19 protein-coding genes are annotated in these 18,216 nt (G+C 63.6%); 4 read left to right on the plus strand and 15 right to left on the minus strand.

All coding sequences use genetic code 11. From position 1 onward, the window contains the following. Window positions 1–129: 129 nt before the first annotated feature. Window positions 130–579 (plus strand): type III secretion system chaperone, encoded by a 450-nt coding sequence (locus AD662_RS26805; RefSeq protein WP_053190036.1) that lies wholly within the window; start codon window positions 130–132, stop codon window positions 577–579. Window positions 580–764: 185 nt separating this feature from the next. Here AD662_RS26805 and AD662_RS29595 read toward each other — a convergent pair whose 3' ends face one another. The 12 genes from AD662_RS29595 to AD662_RS26865 form a co-directional block, all read right to left on the minus strand. Beyond that, window positions 765–1,268 (minus strand): type III effector, encoded by a 504-nt coding sequence (locus AD662_RS29595; RefSeq protein ID WP_169788916.1) that lies wholly within the window; start codon window positions 1,266–1,268, stop codon window positions 765–767. 117 nt (window positions 1,269–1,385) lie between these two features. After that, on the minus strand, window positions 1,386–2,486 hold the full coding sequence (sctU, locus tag AD662_RS26815) for a type III secretion system export apparatus subunit SctU (protein WP_053190037.1): 1,101 nt from the start codon (window positions 2,484–2,486) through the stop codon (window positions 1,386–1,388). Between the two features lie 15 nt (window positions 2,487–2,501). Next, window positions 2,502–3,299, minus strand: a complete 798-nt coding sequence (gene sctT, locus AD662_RS26820) for a type III secretion system export apparatus subunit SctT (protein ID WP_024618601.1) — start codon at window positions 3,297–3,299, stop codon at window positions 2,502–2,504. Beyond that, complete coding sequence (gene sctS / locus AD662_RS26825; RefSeq protein WP_003206603.1) at window positions 3,299–3,553, minus strand: type III secretion system export apparatus subunit SctS; 255 nt, start codon at window positions 3,551–3,553, stop codon at window positions 3,299–3,301. The genes sctT and sctS overlap by 1 nt, the downstream gene beginning before the upstream one ends. Window positions 3,554–3,562: 9 nt before the next feature. Then, on the minus strand, window positions 3,563–4,216 hold the full coding sequence (sctR, locus tag AD662_RS26830; protein ID WP_024618602.1) for a type III secretion system export apparatus subunit SctR: 654 nt from the start codon (window positions 4,214–4,216) through the stop codon (window positions 3,563–3,565). Further along, window positions 4,213–5,319 (minus strand): type III secretion system cytoplasmic ring protein SctQ, encoded by a 1,107-nt coding sequence (gene sctQ, locus AD662_RS26835; RefSeq protein WP_053190038.1) that lies wholly within the window; start codon window positions 5,317–5,319, stop codon window positions 4,213–4,215. Before sctQ ends, sctR begins: the two co-directional genes overlap by 4 nt. After that, window positions 5,316–5,885: a type III secretion protein gene (locus AD662_RS26840; protein WP_235862375.1), complete on the minus strand. Its 570-nt coding sequence runs from the start codon at window positions 5,883–5,885 to the stop codon at window positions 5,316–5,318. The genes sctQ and AD662_RS26840 overlap by 4 nt, the downstream gene beginning before the upstream one ends. Continuing rightward, the gene (locus AD662_RS26845) at window positions 5,878–6,297 is read right to left on the minus strand and encodes a YscO family type III secretion system apparatus protein (protein WP_053190039.1); all 420 of its coding nucleotides are present in this window, start codon (window positions 6,295–6,297) and stop codon (window positions 5,878–5,880) included. The genes AD662_RS26840 and AD662_RS26845 overlap by 8 nt, the downstream gene beginning before the upstream one ends. Further along, a complete protein-coding gene (locus AD662_RS26850) occupies window positions 6,284–7,642 on the minus strand; it encodes a FliI/YscN family ATPase (protein ID WP_053190040.1) in 1,359 nt (452 codons plus the stop codon). Before AD662_RS26850 ends, AD662_RS26845 begins: the two co-directional genes overlap by 14 nt. Then, window positions 7,642–8,535: an FHA domain-containing protein gene (locus AD662_RS26855; RefSeq protein ID WP_053190041.1), complete on the minus strand. Its 894-nt coding sequence runs from the start codon at window positions 8,533–8,535 to the stop codon at window positions 7,642–7,644. The genes AD662_RS26850 and AD662_RS26855 overlap by 1 nt, the downstream gene beginning before the upstream one ends. 157 nt (window positions 8,536–8,692) lie before the next feature. Next, window positions 8,693–10,780: a type III secretion system export apparatus subunit SctV gene (gene sctV / locus AD662_RS26860; protein ID WP_053182830.1), complete on the minus strand. Its 2,088-nt coding sequence runs from the start codon at window positions 10,778–10,780 to the stop codon at window positions 8,693–8,695. After that, window positions 10,777–11,913 carry a TyeA family type III secretion system gatekeeper subunit gene (locus AD662_RS26865; protein WP_018604067.1) on the minus strand — a complete coding sequence of 379 codons (1,137 nt, stop codon included), beginning with the start codon at window positions 11,911–11,913 and terminating at the stop codon, window positions 10,777–10,779. Before AD662_RS26865 ends, sctV begins: the two co-directional genes overlap by 4 nt. A gap of 302 nt (window positions 11,914–12,215) precedes the next feature. On the opposite strand from AD662_RS26865, the gene AD662_RS26870 reads away from it, so the two are divergent. Both AD662_RS26870 and AD662_RS26875 read left to right on the plus strand, forming a co-directional pair. Further along, on the plus strand, window positions 12,216–12,767 hold the full coding sequence (locus tag AD662_RS26870; RefSeq protein ID WP_018604068.1) for an RNA polymerase sigma factor: 552 nt from the start codon (window positions 12,216–12,218) through the stop codon (window positions 12,765–12,767). After that, the gene (locus tag AD662_RS26875; protein WP_053182833.1) at window positions 12,764–13,360 is read left to right on the plus strand and encodes a GNAT family N-acetyltransferase; all 597 of its coding nucleotides are present in this window, start codon (window positions 12,764–12,766) and stop codon (window positions 13,358–13,360) included. Before AD662_RS26870 ends, AD662_RS26875 begins: the two co-directional genes overlap by 4 nt. A gap of 275 nt (window positions 13,361–13,635) precedes the next feature. On the opposite strand, the gene AD662_RS26880 is transcribed toward AD662_RS26875, so the two are convergent. Both AD662_RS26880 and AD662_RS29450 read right to left on the minus strand, forming a co-directional pair. Next, window positions 13,636–14,850: a cytochrome P450 family protein gene (locus AD662_RS26880; RefSeq protein WP_053190042.1), complete on the minus strand. Its 1,215-nt coding sequence runs from the start codon at window positions 14,848–14,850 to the stop codon at window positions 13,636–13,638. 251 nt (window positions 14,851–15,101) lie between these two features. After that, window positions 15,102–15,266 carry a hypothetical protein gene (locus AD662_RS29450; protein WP_156331409.1) on the minus strand — a complete coding sequence of 55 codons (165 nt, stop codon included), beginning with the start codon at window positions 15,264–15,266 and terminating at the stop codon, window positions 15,102–15,104. Between the two features lie 313 nt (window positions 15,267–15,579). On the opposite strand from AD662_RS29450, the gene AD662_RS26890 reads away from it, so the two are divergent. After that, the gene (locus AD662_RS26890) at window positions 15,580–16,737 is read left to right on the plus strand and encodes a serine hydrolase domain-containing protein (RefSeq protein ID WP_053182841.1); all 1,158 of its coding nucleotides are present in this window, start codon (window positions 15,580–15,582) and stop codon (window positions 16,735–16,737) included. Window positions 16,738–16,911: 174 nt separating this feature from the next. Here the strand turns inward: AD662_RS26890 and AD662_RS26895 are convergent, their stop codons facing one another. After that, on the minus strand, window positions 16,912–18,036 hold the full coding sequence (locus AD662_RS26895; protein WP_082308779.1) for a transglycosylase SLT domain-containing protein: 1,125 nt from the start codon (window positions 18,034–18,036) through the stop codon (window positions 16,912–16,914). Window positions 18,037–18,216: the final 180 nt, after the last annotated feature.

An 18,216-nucleotide genomic window follows, 5' to 3' on the forward strand; every position in this document is an offset into this window, starting at 1 on the left:
CCCAAAGAACTGATCACATCAACCTGATACAACACGGTGGCGGATTTCAGGGCTGCTACGCAGCCCAACGGGGATAAATCCCCTCGCCACAATGACTCATGAACTCTTTTGTATCGAGGGAGGTTTTCCATGACCGTCGCACCGCTTGCCCAGCGCTTGATCTCGGCCCTCGCGGAACATTTGCACGCGGACTTGCAGTTGGAAGGTGGCGTGTGCGCGCTGTATGACGCGAGCAACCGCGAAGCCGTGATCATCGAGCTGCCCGATCACGGCGATGTCGCCATCCTCCATAGCTCGATCGATGTGCCTACCCACGCGCCCGGCTTGCACAAGCGCTTGCTGGAACTCAACTTTCGACTGGATCTGCTCGGCGGCAGCTGGTTGGCCCTGGACGATAAGGGCAGCGTTCGCCTGTGTGCCCATTGTCCGTTGTCGATGCTCGATGAGGTGCGGTTCTGCCATTGGATCGTCGGTTTCATCGCCCAGGTCGGCGACGTTCGGGCGCGCTTGGCGGTGCCCGCAACGCCGGGCAGCCCTCGTCCGACCTCGCTCCACATGAGCCGCACCCGATTGGGATAGGCACCCGTGGCCTGGAATTACTACTGCGGGACTCTGTAGGAGCTGGCGAAGCCTGCGATCTTTTGATCTTTTGATCTTTCGCTTGAGATCCAGGTGGCTGGGGAAAGATCGCAGCCTCGTTGCACTCGACAGCTCCTACACAGCTCCTACACGACACCTACACAGGTTGATGCAGGCTCATCGCTTTATCGAAGCTTCATCGCCTCGCCACCCTCCTGCATGACTTTCCTTGCGCTGTCCATGAAGCCCTTGGTGACCTCCGTCACCGTATCGCTCATCAGCTTGGCCATGTCGGCGGAGCTTTTAACGAGCAACATGGCGCTCTGGCGTTCCTCCATGCCCATCTGCAGCTGGAACTGCTTTTCCATCAACTGCTTCTGACGGGTTTCCATCTCGCTCATGAAAGAGTCCGGCGTGCGGCTGGGCGTTTGCGCGTCATCCAGCGGTTGCGTGTCATTCGGTGCCGCCGCGTGGTTGGTATCCCGCGTTCGGGTGCGGCCACGCTGATGCAGCGTCGGTGGTGTCGAGGAGGAACGTCCCCGGCCATGCAGGCTTTGAGTGCCTTCGCGCTGCTGCGCCTCGCGGGGTCGTTGGCTCAGCGAGGGTGAGCGCGATGGCGATAAGCTGTCGGTGCCGTGCAGGGCACCTGTGCCCCTTAAGGGGCTCGTCAGGGGTCTGGGTTCGGGCATGGGAATCCTCCACGAGTCGATGTCTGTGTGGTGGGCACTGTCGGCAGGCCGGGATCCTCCGGACGAGCCTGGCTCACTCCCTGAGTGGCAGCCGCGTGTGCATCGGTTCCATCGACCTCAACGCTGGTTCAATTCCGGAATCTCGATCACCTCGCCCTTGGCCTCGTCATCCAGTTCGCGCAGCACCCGATAAATATGCGCAACCGCCTGGAGCGTCTCCCGGGGGATATAACCGCCGACGTCTTCACGGTAGATCGTGCGTGCCAGCCAGACGCACTGGATGACCGGAACCCGCGCCGCCTTCGCACGCTCGATCAGCGCCCGAGCCTCGGCATCGACGCCTTTGACGATCAACTGCGGCAGCGGCGTTTCCTCGGGGCGATACAACAGCGCGACGGCATAGTGGGTGGGGTTGACCACCAGCATGTCGGCGTCTTCCACCGGCTTGGTCTCTTTGTTGACGGGCTGGTCGACCAACTGCCGGGCCAGGCTGCGGCGATGCATTTTTACATGGGGGTCGCCTTCCATTTCCTTGAACTCCTTGCGCACCTCCTCCTCGCTCATGCGCAGGCGCTTGGCGAAGAAATATTTCTGCAGGCCGAAATCGAGAATCGCCAGTACCAGCAATACGCCCAGGCAAATGTGCATGATGTGCCGAAACAGGCTGGCCAAGCCGCGCCAATAGCTGTGCAGGTCGCCGTTGACCAGATTGATCAACGAGCCGAGTGCCGGCAGGGTCACCAGATAGATCACGGTGCCGATAAACACGGCCTTGACCAGCCCCATGAACAGGTTGATCAGCGCCTGGCCGGAGAACATCTGCTTGGCCTGGTTCATCGGGTTCAGGCGGTTCGGGTCCGGCTGCAGGGCCTCGGGGGCGAACAGGAAACCGAACTGTATCCAGCCGGCCACCAGGCGCGTGACGATCGCCAGTCCCACGGTCATCAAGGTGAAATTGAGCAACACGCCACCGGCATGGGCCAAGGTTTCCTCAAAGGCCCGCACGAAGTCGACATCCAGCCGACGCAGCGGGAATGTCACCATGTCTCCCAAGGCCTGCATGCTGTCGTCGGCCTGGGTCAATGCCACTTCGGTGATCGCCGCAAGCACCAGCAGGCTGCTCAAGTCCTGGCTTTGGCCGACCTGGCCTTTGTTGCGCGCGTCGCGAATCTTCTTCGGCGTCGCCCGCTTGGTCTTTTCTCCACTGTCTTCGCTCATGCCCGAAGCCCTCCTTCAGGGTGACGGCAACAACAGGTGCAGCAGATGCCGGATTTCGCCATAGCGGCCGAGACGGCCGGTCATCGCGTCCCACAGCGTGGGCAGGTAGAACAGCAGGAAGCCCAGGCCGATCAGGCTCTTGGCCGGCATGGCGAGGACGAACACCTGCAATTGCGGGCTGTACAGGCTGAGCAGCGCCAGGCTGAACTCCACCAGCAACAGCAAGCCGATAAAGGGCGCCGCGTAGAGCATCATGTGCATGAACATTTCGCCGAGCAGCCCGAGAAACACACCGAAGCCATCCGCGCCAGGCAATGGAAACCAAACGGTGGGCGACCACACCAGGTAGCTGTCCCAGATCACCTGGGTCAACGTGCCAATGCCCAAAGTGGTGACCAGCAGCAAGATCGTCATCTCCTTGAACAAGAGGCCCAGGGGCGTGGTGTCGCTGCCGAGGGCCGGGTTCAACTGGCCACCGATGAGCGCACCGCGCTGGTTGTCCAGCAGGGCGCCCACCGACTCGTACAACCAGAACGGCATCGCCAGCAGCACCCCGAGCAAGAAGCCCAGCACCAGCTCCTTGAACATCAACCCGGCCAGCGACAGCCAATTGACCTGGGCATCAATCAGCGCCTGGCGAATACCGGGCGCCGGCAACATGCCCAGGGCAAACACCACGGCATGGCGCGGCAAGCCTCGCAGGTGCTGGAAGCAAAACACCGGGACCAGGTAGGCGACCGGGTAAATGCGCGCCATGCCGAGCGCGATCGACAGCAGCAAGTCGAAATACGGGACAAAAGCCTGGGCCGTCATCAGGTGTTGGCCATCATTTCGAATGCCCGACGCAGCAGTCCCAGCAATTCCACGCCGATCCAGCGGCCCGTGACCAGCAAGGTCAGCCCGACCGCCACCAACTTGATGCCGAAGGGCAAGGTCTGGTCCTGGATCTGCATCAAGGCCTGCACCAGGGAGGTCAGCACACCGACGATCACCGCCACGATCAAAGGCGGCGCGGAGAGCAGGACCACCAGCAACATGCCTTCCTTAAACAACGTCAGCGCGTCCATCGCACATCCTCAAAGATAGGAATAGAAGAGGCTGTCGAGCAATTGCGTCCAGCCCTGCACGAGGACAAAAATCAGCAGCTTGAGCGGCAACGAAATGGTCATGGGCGCGACCATCTGCATGCCGAGTGCCAGCAGCAGGTTGGACACGATCAGGTCGATGACAATGAACGGGATATAAATCAAAAATCCCATCTGGAAACCGGCCTCGAGCTCCGACAGCATGAAGGCCGGGATGAGCAGCATCAGGTCGTCGCGGCTGGCCTGTTCGGCGCGCTCCTTGGGCCACATCCGCTGGGTGTTTTCCAGCAGGTGGGCGAGGATATCCGGGTTGGTATTGCGCGACATGAAGGCCTGCAACGGTTTTATCGCGTTTAGCGCAGAACCTTGCAACGCCTCAGTGTTGCTGAAGTCCAGCGGCCGTTCTTTCAGCTCTTCGGCGATGTTGTGGCCCACCGGCGCCATGATGAACAGCGTCGCGGCCAGGGCAATGGCATACAGCGCCATATTGGGTGGCACCTGCTGCACGCCGATGGCGTTACGGGTGATGGTCAACACGATGGTTATCTTGAGAAAGGCGCTGCAGATGATCAGCAGCAGGGGGACCAAGGAAATCCCGCCGATGAACAGCGCCAACAGAAAGGGGTCGACCCCCTGGAAGCTCATCCAGCCACATCCACGTGAGCGATTTGCAGGCCCAACCGGCCATCGACCTCGACCAGCTCGCCATGGGCCAGGGCCCGTTCGCCATAGAACAGCGCCGCTGTCCCCGGTGTCACGCCTTGCACTTGCAGCACCGCGCCGGGCGCCAGATTGCGCAGCTCGCCCAAGGTCAGGCTCAAATGACCGCAGCGTATCGTCAGCGTCAGCGGCAGGTCGTCGAAGCGCTCGGGGAGATCGGCAGCGACCGGCTCCGTCATTGGCACCTCCTCGGTTTCAGCGGCGGCATAGGCCGACTCCGGGTGCTCGGCCGCCTCGGCGGCTTGGGCGTCAGGTTCGTAGCCGGTGCTATCGTCCCAGTCCGGCGTCAGGATGTCGGTGTCGGCGGTGGTGCTCATAACGGTCTCCTCCAGAGCGAGCAAGGTCAGGCGCAACGGCGCGGCACGACTGTGTACCCGCACCTGCAAACAATGCCGGCCCAGGCGAATCAGCCCTTGGCCGGATGAATCGAACAGAGCGGTTTGCGGCACCAACACATCACCGGGGCGCAACCTCGCCAACTGCCCGGCGGCCAGCGCCAGGTGTCCCAGTTCCAACGGAACATGCAGCGCAAAGCCCGCGATCCCTGGCGCGGTTCGCCGCTGCCAAGGCGTAGCGCGAAGCAGCCCCAGCAGGGTCGCACCGGTCATTTCCAGATGACTCGTGACGCGGGCCGCGCCCACCCTCACGTCGAGCCGGCAAGCAATGCCCTGCACCGCGGGTCCGACCGCTGGTTTGATAAAACCGAATGCCTGGTGCAGGGGCTCGCTCAGGGTTTGCTGGAACAGTGACCAGAACCACGCGTCATCCGGTCCGGGTTCGGCAGGCAGGACCACCGGGCATTCACCGAACAGGCTGAGCACCGCGCCGGGCTCGTCCAGGGTAAAGACGCCATGGGCACATGCCAGCACACACCGTGTGCTCCCAGCCGCAACGCCGCCCGGGGTCAGTTCCAGCAGCCCCGTCTCGCCCGCCACCTCGAAGGGCAACCGGACGCCAACTCCCAATAGTCGCCGGGCGCTGGCGTCCTCGCTGCCCACAGTCGGCAGCACCAATGCATGGACGGTCATGTCGCGCTAACCTCCTCTTCCCGCGCTACGCGCACGCTCACCGGCTGGCCCAGGCTTTGGGTCAGCGCCTCTTCGAGACGGCCGGATCGACCCGACAGCCGCGTCTGTACGTCTGCACTTTCGCTGCTCAGGCCGATGTCCCACCCGCACGCCCCGCCTAGCCGCCGGGCGGATACCTTGATGCGGCCCAGGTTGGGAAGATGCAGCAGCAGGTCCAATTGCTGGTCGAGCGTGGCGCGCAACCGTGGCGTGAGCTGGTCGACAAACGCCTCCTCTTCGCCGCTCGAAAGATTCACCAGGCCCGACAGCGAACCGGTGCCGGCGCTGTCATCCTGCGCGCCGCCCCGTGGCGCATCGACCCACTGGCGGAACCAGTAACCGTCACTGCTTCCTGCCGTCATGTCCGGGTCGCGCCCGGTGGCAGGGGCGGACTCACGTGCCGCCGGACGACTTGCCCGGCTCACCTGGGCAGGCGGTTGCTCATACGCTCGAGGCGGTTGCCGAAGGGGGGCCGCCGAGGGGTTGCTGTGCGATGTCGGCCCACCGCGCACGCTGCGTTCATTCATCGCTGGGGGTCTCCACCAGGTACTCCATCATTGCGCTGAGCTTTTCCAGATCTCGCCGGCGCCCTTGTAGCCGCTGCTGGGCAGCAGCGGTGTGCTGTGCCTGTTGCGCCTGTTCGTCGTCCAGTGCCTGCACTGCCCGCGCTTGCTCGGCCAGCTCGCCGATCAAACGACGTTCCTGGGTACTCCAGGCATTCAGTTCGCACACGCTCAAGGCCCGGCCACGGTGCTCGCCGTACAACGCCTCGCGCTGCACCGCCTGCTGCTCACGAGTCGCCTGCATCTGCGCCCGCGCGGCGGCAACCGCGGCTTCGCGCTCACGCAAAAGCTCGCGCTGCTGGCGCCACGCCCGCTCGGCTTGCGCTTCGCGGTGGCGGCGTATCGGCGCCAGGGCGTCCAGATCAACCCGGGACATAGGCGGTCAACTGCTGCAGGTGAGCGAGCGTGGACGCAAACGGCTCCGGCTCACGCAGGTCCTGGCGCAGAAAGGCGTCCAGGGCGCCACGCGACTCCACCGCCAGGTCGGTCAAGGGGTCGGCGCCGGCCTGGTATTCGCCCAGGCGCAACATCAGTTCGATTTGCTCATAGGCCGACAGCAATCGACGCAGATTGATGCCCGCCCGCAGGTGCTCCGCCTCGGCCACGTTGGCCAAGGTTCGCGACAGGCTGGCCAGCACATCGATTGCCGGGTAGTGGCCGCGCTCCGCGAGCTTGCGTGACAGCACGATGTGACCGTCGAGCAGCGAACGCACTTCATCCGCCACGGGATCGTTCATGGAGTCCTGCTCGATGAGCACCGTATAAAACGCGGTGATAGCGCCCTCGTTGGTCAGGCCGGCCCGCTCGACCAGGCGCGGCAGCAAGCCGTAGACCGACGGAGGCAGGCCGCCGCGCCCCAACGGCTCGCCGGCGGCCAGGCCGATCTCACGCTGGGCCCGGGCGAAGCGGGTCAGCGAATCGATGAGCAACAGCACGCGTTGGCCCCGGGCACGAAAACCCTCGGCCAGTGCCGTCGCGGTGAACGCCGCACGGGCGCGTTCCATGCTGGAGCGGTCGGAGGTGGCGCACACCAGCACCGCACGGGCCCGCAGTTCATCATCCAGCTCATGGTCGAGGAATTCGCGCAGTTCGCGCCCACGCTCGCCGATCAGGCCGAACACGATGACATCGCAGTCAACGTTCCGGGCAATCTCCGCCAGCAACGTGGTCTTACCGCAACCGGCGCCGGCGAACAGCCCCACACGCTGGCCTTCACCGAGCGTCAGCGGGCCGTCGATGGCCCGTACGCCGGTCATCAAGGGCCGTTGGATACGCGGTCGTGCGGTGGGTGCAGGCGCCTCGCCAATCACCTCCGAGGCGTGCAGCACATGCGGGCCGGCGAACGCCCCCGTCCCGCCGTCCAACAGGGGCCGGCCGAAGCCATCCAGCACCTGACCCAGCAGCTCCGGTCCCACGCACACCCGATGCGGCATGCCCAGCGGCTCCACCGCCGCACCGACCCGGATCCCCTCCAGGCCGCCCAGGGCACTGAGCAGGGCATCGTGCTGGTCGAAGCCGACAATCTCGGCGAGCAGCGGCTCGCGGGCGTCGCGCTCGACCCGGCAGAGGTCGCCGATCTGCGCCCCCGGCAGTCGGCACTGCAGCAAGATGCCACTGACCCGCTGCACCCGTCCGCGCACCATGACCGGCGCGAAGCGACGCAAGTACGCCAATTGCCCGGCCTCCCAGGCCTCCAGTCGCGCGATGGCCGCCTGCGTCATCACCAAGTGACCTCGTAGCGTTGGTCGCCCTCGAAGGTGACTTTGCCGCTGTCGATGGCGGTCAAGCGCAGGCCATCGATCTGGTCGCCCAGGAACAACCGACGTCCATCGGCGGTGACCACGTGGCCATGCTTACCGCCCACGATCTGGGCGATCTGAAACGGCAGCTTCGTCAGCCGTTCGTTGACGTTGGCGGTGATCCCGATCGGCGTTTCGTAGCGGTCGTGGAAGCGCTCGATCAACCGTTCGACCATCGCCAGGCGTTGGCGCGGCAACTCGCCCACCAGGACCAGCCGGTCGCCCTGGCTCTCGACCCGCACACCGGCGCCCAGATCACGTTCCTGCAACATGCGATCAAGCTCCAGGCGGACCGCCTCGACATTGTCCAAGGCCACCTTCGTCTGCTTGAGCTGCTGGGCCGGGCTGCGCGCCACGGGCTGCGCCGGTTGGCTGGTAAAGGCCCAGGCGCTGGAGGCAACGGTGATCACCGCAGCGGCAATGGCCAGGCGCTTGGGCCAGGACGGCCGCATGGCGGGTTTCGGGGTTTCCCGGTCCGACGCCAGATGCGCGGCATCATCCAGTGCCGCCTCTTCGGGCCAGGGTTGATCAGCCGGGGCCAAGCATAGCCAAACGCCTGCCACGGCAAACGGGGCATTGCTCTGCAAGGGCTCGGCCGCAGCCCAAGGCTGGCCTTGTCCATCGCAAACCGTGCCCTCCAGCCGTTCCAGCAGCCACTGACCCTGCACCTGCCGCAGGCCCACGTGACGCCCACAGATGCCCGGATCGTAAAGCGCCAGGTCGGCCTCCTCCGCCGCCCCGACCACCCATTGCTCGCCAATCAGCGGCAACGCCGCACCTCGGTGCAGACCACTCAAGACTCGCAGTTCGAACATGGTCAATTCCTCAAGGGGCGACAGATGCTCGCCCACGACCCGGTTGTACGACGGGGCACCGGCGGCCCCCGTCCTCTGTCACAGCCAGGCCATCGAACGCACCTGGATTTGCATCGTTACGTGGAGGCACCGCTGCTGGCGTGCCAAGACAAGCCCGTCACGCAGCATCCTCCATCCGTAGTTTTTCCTGCTCGAGGTCAAAGCGCCCCAGCACGGTGACCTGGGCGTTGCTGTGCAACTCGCTGAAGGCGAGCACGGGCACGTGATTGAATTCATCGCGCAACAAATCGCGCAGCGGTGCCCGCAGGTCTTGCGCCACCAACAGCACGGCCACGCGCTTGGCGCGCAACGGGAAACCTTCGCGCAACTGCATCACCAAGGCGCGGGTATGCAGGCTTTCCAGGGCAAAAAAGGTTTCCGTCTGGGTCTGGCGCAGCGCATCGCGCAACAGGCCTTCGGTTTCCGGCGTCAACAGCCACACGTGCAGGCCGTCTTCGTCGCGGTACTGGTGATAGATCTGCGACTTCAGGGCGATGCGCGCGTAGTCGGTCAGCGCACCGACGTCACGCTCGTGCTGCCCATGTTCGATCAAGGACTCGGCGATCAGCCGCACCGCGCGCAGCGGCACACCTTCGCCGGCCAGGCGCTGGAGCACGGCGGCGAAACGGGCCAGGGGCATGGTCCGCTGCAGCTCCTGCACCAGTTCTGGCTGGCCCGCTTCAAGCCAACTGAGAATCGACTTGCTCTCCTGAAGCCCCAAGAATTGCGGGCCCGTGGCAAACATCGCGCGGCTCATCCGCTCCACCAGCAACTCGGCGGCCGACACCGCCTCCACGCGTTCGTCCGCCAGCAGCGGATCGTCGGGCGTCAGCCAGAGCCACTGCTGCTCGTCACGCACCTCGCTGCCGACCTGCCCGTCGCGCGGTTCCAACGGCAGCGGCCCGCGCGCCACCGCCACGCGCTCTCCGAAAGTGGCCCGCAACATCGGCACCTCGTGCACGCAGAAGCGGAACTCGTCGTCCTCCAGCAACGCGCTGTATTCGATCTCAAAAGGCGGCAAGGTCAGGCCAAAGCCGGCCACCAGCGCGTTACGCTTCTTGCGGATCGCCTGGATGACTTCCTCGGCGGCAGCGTTACCTTCCATGGCTTTGGAAAACTGCAAAAGAAAGGCACGGGTCGGGTCGAAGCTGCGCAGGTCTTCAGCGCCGTTCTGTGCAGGGGCCACGACCTCCGCTGGCTGGTCACCCTGGCGTGCCTGCCGGGCGCGCGAGTAGAGCTGAACGATGCCGGCGGTGCCGGTGATCAAGGCGATGACGATGAACACCAGCGTGGGCATGCCGGGCAAGGCCGCGAAGCCGAGCATGCCCACCGAAGCGATCACCCAGGCCTTGGGTTCGGCGGTCAACTGCTGGGCGATTTCCTTGCCGACGCTACTGCCCGCCGGCTGCCCTTCCGGCGACACCCGGGTGATGATCATGCCCGCGGTGAGGGAAATCAGCAGTGCCGGAATCTGCGCGATCAGACCGTCACCGATGGTCAACACGGCATACAAATGCATCGATTCAGACGCGCCCATGTCGTGCTGCATCATGCCGACCGTAAAGCCACCGATGAGGTTGATCACCACGATCACCAAACCCGCGATGGCATCGCCCTTGACGAATTTCATCGCCCCGTCCATCGCACCGAACAGCTGGCTTTCCTTGTTCAACTCCTCGCGACGCCGCCGGGCTTCACTGACATCGATCAGGTTCGCGCGCAGGTCGCTGTCGATGGACATCTGCTTGCCCGGCAGCGCATCCAGGGTGAACCGCGCCGCCACTTCGGCGACCCGCTCCGAGCCCTTGGTGATCACCAGAAAGTTGACCACCGTCAGAATGAGAAAGATGACCAAGCCGACTGCAAGGTTGCCTCCGACCACGAAATTACCGAACGCCTGGACGATATGACCGGCGTCGCCCTGGAGCAGGATCAATCGGGTAGTTGCCACCGACAACGCCAGCCGGAACAGCGTGGTCAGCAGCAGCACCGCGGGAAACGAGGAAAACGCCAACGGCCGTGGCAGGTACAGCGAGATCACGATCAGCAGGCAGGAGATACAGATGTTGATCGCGATCAGCGCATCGACCACCGAGGTCGGTAAGGGCAGGATCAGCATGAACACGATGCCGAGCACCACGAACGCCGCAACCACCTCGATGCGTCGCACCGCTTCATTGGCGACTTTGTTCAACAGGGCGATCATGAGCGCGCTCCAATCACCGGGGCGGCGGTCTGGCTTCGGGGCTCGCCACGGGAGCGCTCATCGAGCAGCACCAACAGGTTCTTCAGCGCGGTCTGTCGGCTTTTGCTATCCCGCCAGAGGGGCAGCGGCAAACGCTTGAGCAAGGGGTACAGGCCGTTCAGGGAGACCAGTTGGTCGCGCTCCTCTTCTCCACCCAATTCACGCCCGATGCGCCGTACTTCCGCCGCCGACAGGCCACTGCTGACAAACCCCAGCATGCGCTGGAGCAACAGCACTGCCGTGAGCTGGCTGGCCGGGCAACTGTAGGCCAGTTGTTCGAGCAAACGGCGGCAGCTGTGCAGGACACTGCCAAGTTGCGTCGAGGCGGCCAGGCCGATCAACAACGTGCGCAATAGCGCGGTAGGACGTGACGGTGTGTGGGCGGCGATGTCGTCAGCCAGTGCCCGGCGCATCATATCCAGCCCCGGCACGAATGCCGCCTCGCCGAACAAGCCAAGCAGCGCCTGCATCATGGTGGGCAACGACTGTTTGAGCACCACGGTGTCGTAGTAGAGCCGCCGTACTGCCTGGCGCAGTTCGGGATCGCCGCCCGCAGCGCGCAAGGCCTCGGCGATGTTCATGCCCGCCTGGATCTGCGCGCCATAACGCTCGCGCAATAGCTGCAGGTAGTCGCGAGCGCGCTGGGCTTCAACGAGACGACCTTGCACTTCGGCCTCGCGCAACGCTTGCTGCAGGATCAGGTCGGTACGGGCCGGGTCACCACCCGTGGACTGCACCACCTCTTCAAGCACCGGCTCGCCACACAACAACAAACCCGCCTGGGCGGCCATTGCCCCCAGGCTCTGCTTGCCTGGGTGGCCAAGTTGGTCGTACCACTCCTCCAACTGCTCGCGCGTCTCGACGCGCATCTGGCCCACCTCGCTGCGGGCATTGCGGATGCGCCGCTGGCTCAGCGCCTTGGTATTGCGCTCCACATGATGGCTGAAGGTCATGCCGACCTCCTCCATCGAATTGGACTGCACGGCCTGAAACGATTCGACAGGCCTGCCCATGCCCACAACGGCCGAAGCGGCCTGGGCAAGGTTGACGGCAATATGCGCATTTGTCGGGGCTTCTACTTTCATGATGGCCATGAGCGTGGTTTCGGACGCTCAGTGGGTGGCGGCGATCCAGCATTCAGTTCCATCCGCGGTCGTGGCCTTTTCTGACCAGTTAGGGAGGGTTTCCTGCCCGAGCGTTCGCTCGGTGCAATTTCATGCAGTGGAGTTTGGGACGGTTGTGCATGCTCTTGCACAAATAGAGCAAAAACACTAAACAAAAACCATTATTTATCAAGTAGATAAATCATTAAACCGGCTTGGCACAGGTCCTGCTGACAGGGGAAACGTCGACATTTTTTATCGACGCTATGGAACCTACTCAGAGGGATTTATTGATGAACAGCCTGAATCTCATGGCCCCCCCGAAAACCTCCCCGGCACCCGCAGGTGCGCCAGGCATCTGCTTCGGCGAGGCGCGCAAACTGCGTCTGTTTGTGCAAAAACGTGTACTCAATCAAGACGACGCCGACGACATCATCCAGCTCACGTACCTGGAAGCCTGGCGCAACCAGCAGAAGTTCAAAGGGCTGGCAAAGCAGGACACTTGGTTGTGCGGTATCGCCCTCAACCTGATCCGCAACCATTTCCGCCGCTTCTACGCGCAGCCACCGCTGAGCACTTTCGATGAAAGCGAGTTCAACGAGTCCAGTGACGACATTGACCTGAGTGAACTGTGCGACAACCGTCGGCTGTTGGACCGTACGCTGATAGCCATGGACGCGCTGCCCAAGGACATGCGCGACACCCTGTGGACCGCCGTGGACACCGAGAGCAGCTACCGCGATGCCGCCGAACGTCTGGGTGTCCCCATTGGCACCGTGCGCTCAAGGTTGTTTCGCGCGCGTGAACAACTCAAACGAAGCGTCTATGGAGAAGCCCGGCCATGACCAATAATCGTTTGAACAGTCGGCCCGACCTGCCTCGCGGCGTGCGCCGCTACACCCCCGACGACTTGCCGGTGATGACAGATATCTTCAACGAAAGCGCTCTGGGAGGTACCAGCTCCCCCGTGCTCAGAGCGTTTTCCCTGAAGGAAATGACGTTTTTCGTCGACTGTTTCGTCAACGAGGGTGATCCGATCTACGTGCTCGAACGCGCAGGTGAAGTCATCGCCTGGTTGATCGTCAACCGCTTCTGTTGGGGCGCCCAGGCCTGCCGATTGACCGGCGAAGTGTCGATCTACGTGCGCGGCGACCACATCGGCAGCGGTGTCGGCATCCGCCTTGGCCAAGCCGCGGTGGTGTTGGCCAGGCAGTATGGTTTCGAGACGCTGGTGGCCTGGATCATCGAGCACAACGAGGCCAGTAAACGCGGCGTACAAGGGCTTGGCGCGACCCAATGGGGACGCTTTCCAGGGATTGCCCGGTTCGCTGATAACCGTGCGGACGTCGTGCTCTACGGACTGCACCTGACGCCAGGCGACACGGCATCCACCACCCTTTCAGCGCCAGCGCAAAACGAGGAGGCCAGCCTGGCGTGAGTCCACGGCTCGTCCGGCTGGATAGTCGGGCGAGCCGCCTCTTTCTCAGGCATGGGCCTGCGCTCATTCGAGCCGATGCCATTTTTTGCACAGCCCAGTGACTCCCACTGGAGGAGCTGTGTAGGAGCTGTGTAGGAGCTGTGTAGGAGCTGTCGAGTGCAACGAGGCTGCGATCTTTCCCCAGACACTTGAATCTCAAGCGAAAGATCAAAAGATCAAAAGATCGCAGGCTTCGCCAGCTCCTACAGAACCCAGCGCGAGCTTGCTCGTTCTCATCAATCCACCGACCAGCGCACCGGCAACGCCTCCGGCCCTCTGAAGTTGGGCACATAACGCCAGCGTACGGCGCCGGGATCGACCGCCAATTGCAGCCCAGGGCAGCATCGAAGAAGTGTATTCAGTGCAATTTCCAACTCCTGCCGGGCCAACGAGGCGCCCAGGCAATAGTGCGTGCCTTTGCCAAACGACATGTGCGGGCAGGCCAGGCGGGTGATGTCGAGCGTGTCAGGATTTGCACACAGCGCTTCGTCACGATTGGCCGAGCCTACCACCGCGATCAGCAGTTGCCCGCGCAGCAAGCGTTGCCCGGCCAGTTCGGTGTCTCGGGTAACGAAGCGGACCATGGCCCGCTCCACCGAGGAGTCATAGCGCAGAAACTCCTCGACCGCGCCAGGCATCAACGCCGGCTCGTCACGCAATCGCGCCAGCGCCTTCGGATGCTGCACGAGCATGTGCACCGCATTGCCGATCATCGATGCCGAGGTTTCGTGCCCGGCGATGATCAGCAGCGCGATCATGCTGCACAGCTCACTTTGGCTGAGCATGCTGCCCTCTTCCTCGACCTGCGCCAGCGCCGACACCAGGTCATCGCCCGGCTGTGCTCGACGCTGGTCGATCAACGCGAGCATGTAGCCCGCGAATTCGTTGTAGCAATGCCGCAACTCACTCAGGTCGTGCCCCACCTGCTGGACGATCATGTGGGACCAGCGACGAAAATCGTCACGGTCGTGCGCGGGGACGCCAAGCAGCTCGGCGATGACGGTGATCGATAAAGGGAATGCATATTGGCTCACCACGTCCATTTGCCCGCTCGACCGCACGGGCTCCAGCAACGTCTCGGCGATCTGTTCGATACGCGGCCGCAGGGCGTTCACCGCCTTCAACGTGAAGGCCTTGTTGACCAGGCGACGCAAGCGGCGATGACTGTCGCCATCGCGGTTGAGCATGTGGTCGTTAAGAAACGCGATGGATTGCTCACCACCGAGCATCGCAGCGAACTGCGCATCGATCCGCGACGGGTCACGGGCGAAGCGCTCGTTGTCCAGCAGCACCTCCTCGACTTCCCGGGCACCGGTGACGTACCACATCGGCAACTGCCCTTCGGCCTGGCTGAAGAACACCGGGGACGCCTGGCGCAGCGCCGCATAATGCCGATAAGCCTCGCCGCGAAACGCGTCGCTATTCAAATCAAGGGTACGCTCGTAAGCCATGAACACTCTCCAGGGGCATCAATCATTGCTCCTGAGTGGCAGGGCGCGCCAAAAAAGATCCCTGTGGGGGCACAATGCTGTTCACTTAGAGCCCCAAAGCAAGAACAAAGGGCAGGTCGAGCTTCTAGGCATCTGCACCACCGCTATCGCGAGCACATCCAACATCACCGCAAACTGACACATCGCCTTCGCGAGCAAGCTTTGCTCCCACAGATCTGACGGGTGTACGACCGGGAGAGCCAGGTCGGCTATTAGGCCGCCTCGCGGTGGACGTTGATCTCGAGCGCCCCGTTAACCACGATGGCCGAACGCAGGTATTGCGCAGTGGGCACCTCGGCATGGATGCCGAGGTAGCCGCGCTGGGCCATGGATGGCCCTTCGCGGCGGCCCACGGAGCAATGCCTGCGTTCGGGCATGCCGAGCCTAAGCGAGGCAGCGAGTGGTGGGGCAAGAGCGTTTTGCTTACTTTTGACTGGGCCGGCTCCCGGGCTTCTCAAAAGTGAGCCGCCGTAAGGGCGGAACCATAAGTCGCCGTTACCGGAGAAACGGATGTATATACACCTGAAACAGGCCTCGGAATGGAGACCAAATCTCCGATAAACGCTTAAGTGAACAGCATTACCTGTGAGAGCGAACTCGCTCCTACATGGGTCTGTAGTATGTGCCGGTGAACCGTTTGCACGGCCACGGTCACTCAAAGGGAAACACCAACCCTTGTGTGGAGCTGACATGACGCGTGCACCTGCTATCCATGGCCAATGCGACACCCGTTTCGAACCGGTCAAAGAGGCGTTTATCCGGCTGATGCAAAGCCCCTTCGAACGCGGCGCCGCCCTGTGCATCCAGATTGACGGCGAAACCGTCATCGACCTGTGGGCCGGCACTGCCGGGCCGGAGCCGGACAACCATTGGCAGCGCGACACGCTGCTTAATCTGTTTTCCTGCACCAAGCCCTTCACGGCGGTGGCGATCATGCAGCTGGTCGGCGAAGGACGCCTGGAGCTGGACGCGCCGGTCTGCCGCTACTGGCCCGAATTCGCCAACGCCGGCAAAGCGTCGATCACCCTGCGCCAGGTGCTTTGCCACCGTGCCGGGCTGCCAGCGCTGCGCACGCCCCTGGCACCGGAAACCCTCTACGACTGGCACACCATGACCGACCTGATCGCCGAGGAAACTCCCTGGGCCGCAGCCGGAGAACAGCAGACCTATTCGCCCTTGCTGTTCGGCTGGATCCTCGGCGAACTGCTACGCCGGGTGGATGGCCTGACGCCGGCGCAAAGCATCCATCAGCGGGTCGCGGTGCCGCTCGGGCTGGACTTCCACCTCGGCCTGGACGACGCGACCATCGCGCGCTGCGCCTACATGGCACGCACCAAAGACGAGATCGACGATGAGGCCTTTGGGCGAGTACTGACGGACGTGCTCAACGAGCCGACCGCCATGAGCACACTGGCCTTCGCCAACCCACCCATGGTGCTGGGACGCAGTAACGAGGCGGGCTGGAAACGCATGACCCAACCGGCGGCCAACGGACATGGCAATGCCCGCAGCCTGGCGGCGTTCTACGCCGGTCTGCTCGACGGGCAACTGCTGGAGTCGCCGCTGCTCAACGAAATGTTGCGCGAGCACAGCGCCGAATACGACCCGACCATCCAGACCCCCACGCGCTTCGGCCTGGGCATCATGCTCAACCAGCCGGACGTGGCGAACGGCAGTTATGGCATGGGCAACGAGGCGTTCGGCCACATGGGCGCCGGTGGCACCATCGGGTTTGCCGACCCTGAGCGCGGCGTGGCGTTCGGCTTCGCCTGCAACACCATTGGCTCCTACGTCTTGATGGACCCACGTGCACGCGGCCTGGCCAATGTCGCGATGGGCTGCCTGTAGGCCCTGGAGATCCGAAAGATCAGGTGGTGGGGGCTGTGGAAGATCGTTCCTCACGCTCCGCGTGGGAATGCCGCCAGGGACGCTCCGCGTTCCGCTTCTGGAAGGTGACGCAGAGCGTCACGGGATGTATTCCCACGCAGAGCGTGGGAACGATCAACATGGCGGATAATCGGCTCACACCCCTGGCGGCACGACCACCTCTGCCACCTGCGGCTCGGCCACGCCGGTATCGGGTGAGGCAACCACTTGTTCTTCGCTACCGGCCACGCGGGGCAGCGCCGCCTTGGCGATCATGTCCGGTTGGGCCTGCAACCTGCGCGACGCTTCCATGGGCATCAGCAAGCGCCCCCTGGCCCGGCCGCGCGCGGCAGGGTTGAGCATGCGCAACTCTCGCTCATGCACACCGGACAACAGCGCCAGGTGCGCCAGGTCCACGGGCTGCGCCAAGGCGACCATCTGGAAGTACGGCTGGTCGGCGATGGGCGCCAGGCTCACGCCATAGTCGGCGGGCGCATTCACCAGTTGCGACAGCGCCAGCAGTCGCGGCACATAGTTCTGGGTTTCACCGGGCAACGACAGGTTCCAATAATTGGTTGCCAGGCCGCGGGCGCGATTGCGCGTGATAGCGTCGCGCACCCGCCCTTCCCCGGCGTTGTAGGCGGCCAGCGCCAGTAGCCAGTCGCCGTCGAAGTAATCGTGCAAGTAGGACAAATAATCCAGGGCGGCCCGCGTCGATGACGGAATGTCCCGGCGCTCGTCATAGTCGCCTCCCTGCTGCAATTGGTAGCGGCGTCCCGTGGCGGGAATGAATTGCCAGAGGCCCAGGGCCTGGGCCGGCGATTGGGCGTTCGGATTGAACCCGCTCTCGATGGCCGGCAACAGCGCCAGTTCCAGCGGCATGTTGCGCTTGTTCAGTTCGCCCACGATGAAGTGCAAGTAGCGACTACCGGCGCGTCCGGTCTGGGTGAGAAACGCCGGGCGATCCATCAGCCAGCGGCGTTGCTCATCGATGCGCGCCACCCCCTGGGTCTTGGCCTGCAAGGAAAACCCCTGGCGCATGCGCGTCCACAGGCTGCCGCCGCTTTGCGGGGATGACTCGCCGATCTGGATGATCGTGTCCGTAGGCGCCGGCTCAAGCCAGCGCAGTTGCGAGCGGTAAGGCTCGTTGGCGGAAGGATCACCAATGGTCAGCTGCGGTTCGAGGTGCTGGCAACCATACAGCAAGGTCGCCACGGCCAGCATGGACAACCCTTTGGGGACGATTCGAAGGGCCGGCAAAGGTGCAAGTGATCGGGACATGGGCGGTCAACCTTGAGTGAGGTGGCGCCATTGGGTGGCAGATCACAGGGCTGCGGTTCCACGCAGTTCGCCCGGCGCGTCGGCATCGGCCCGCAGCGGCGGTCGGTTGGAACCGAAATGCCGCAGGTGTCACTCACCATGGGCAGCAGGCGCTCGTCGGCGCCTGGATGACAATGCGAG

Origin of the sequence: Pseudomonas kilonensis (assembly GCF_001269885.1) — a bacterium.
GTDB classification, from domain to species: Bacteria; Pseudomonadota; Gammaproteobacteria; order Pseudomonadales; family Pseudomonadaceae; genus Aquipseudomonas; species Aquipseudomonas kilonensis.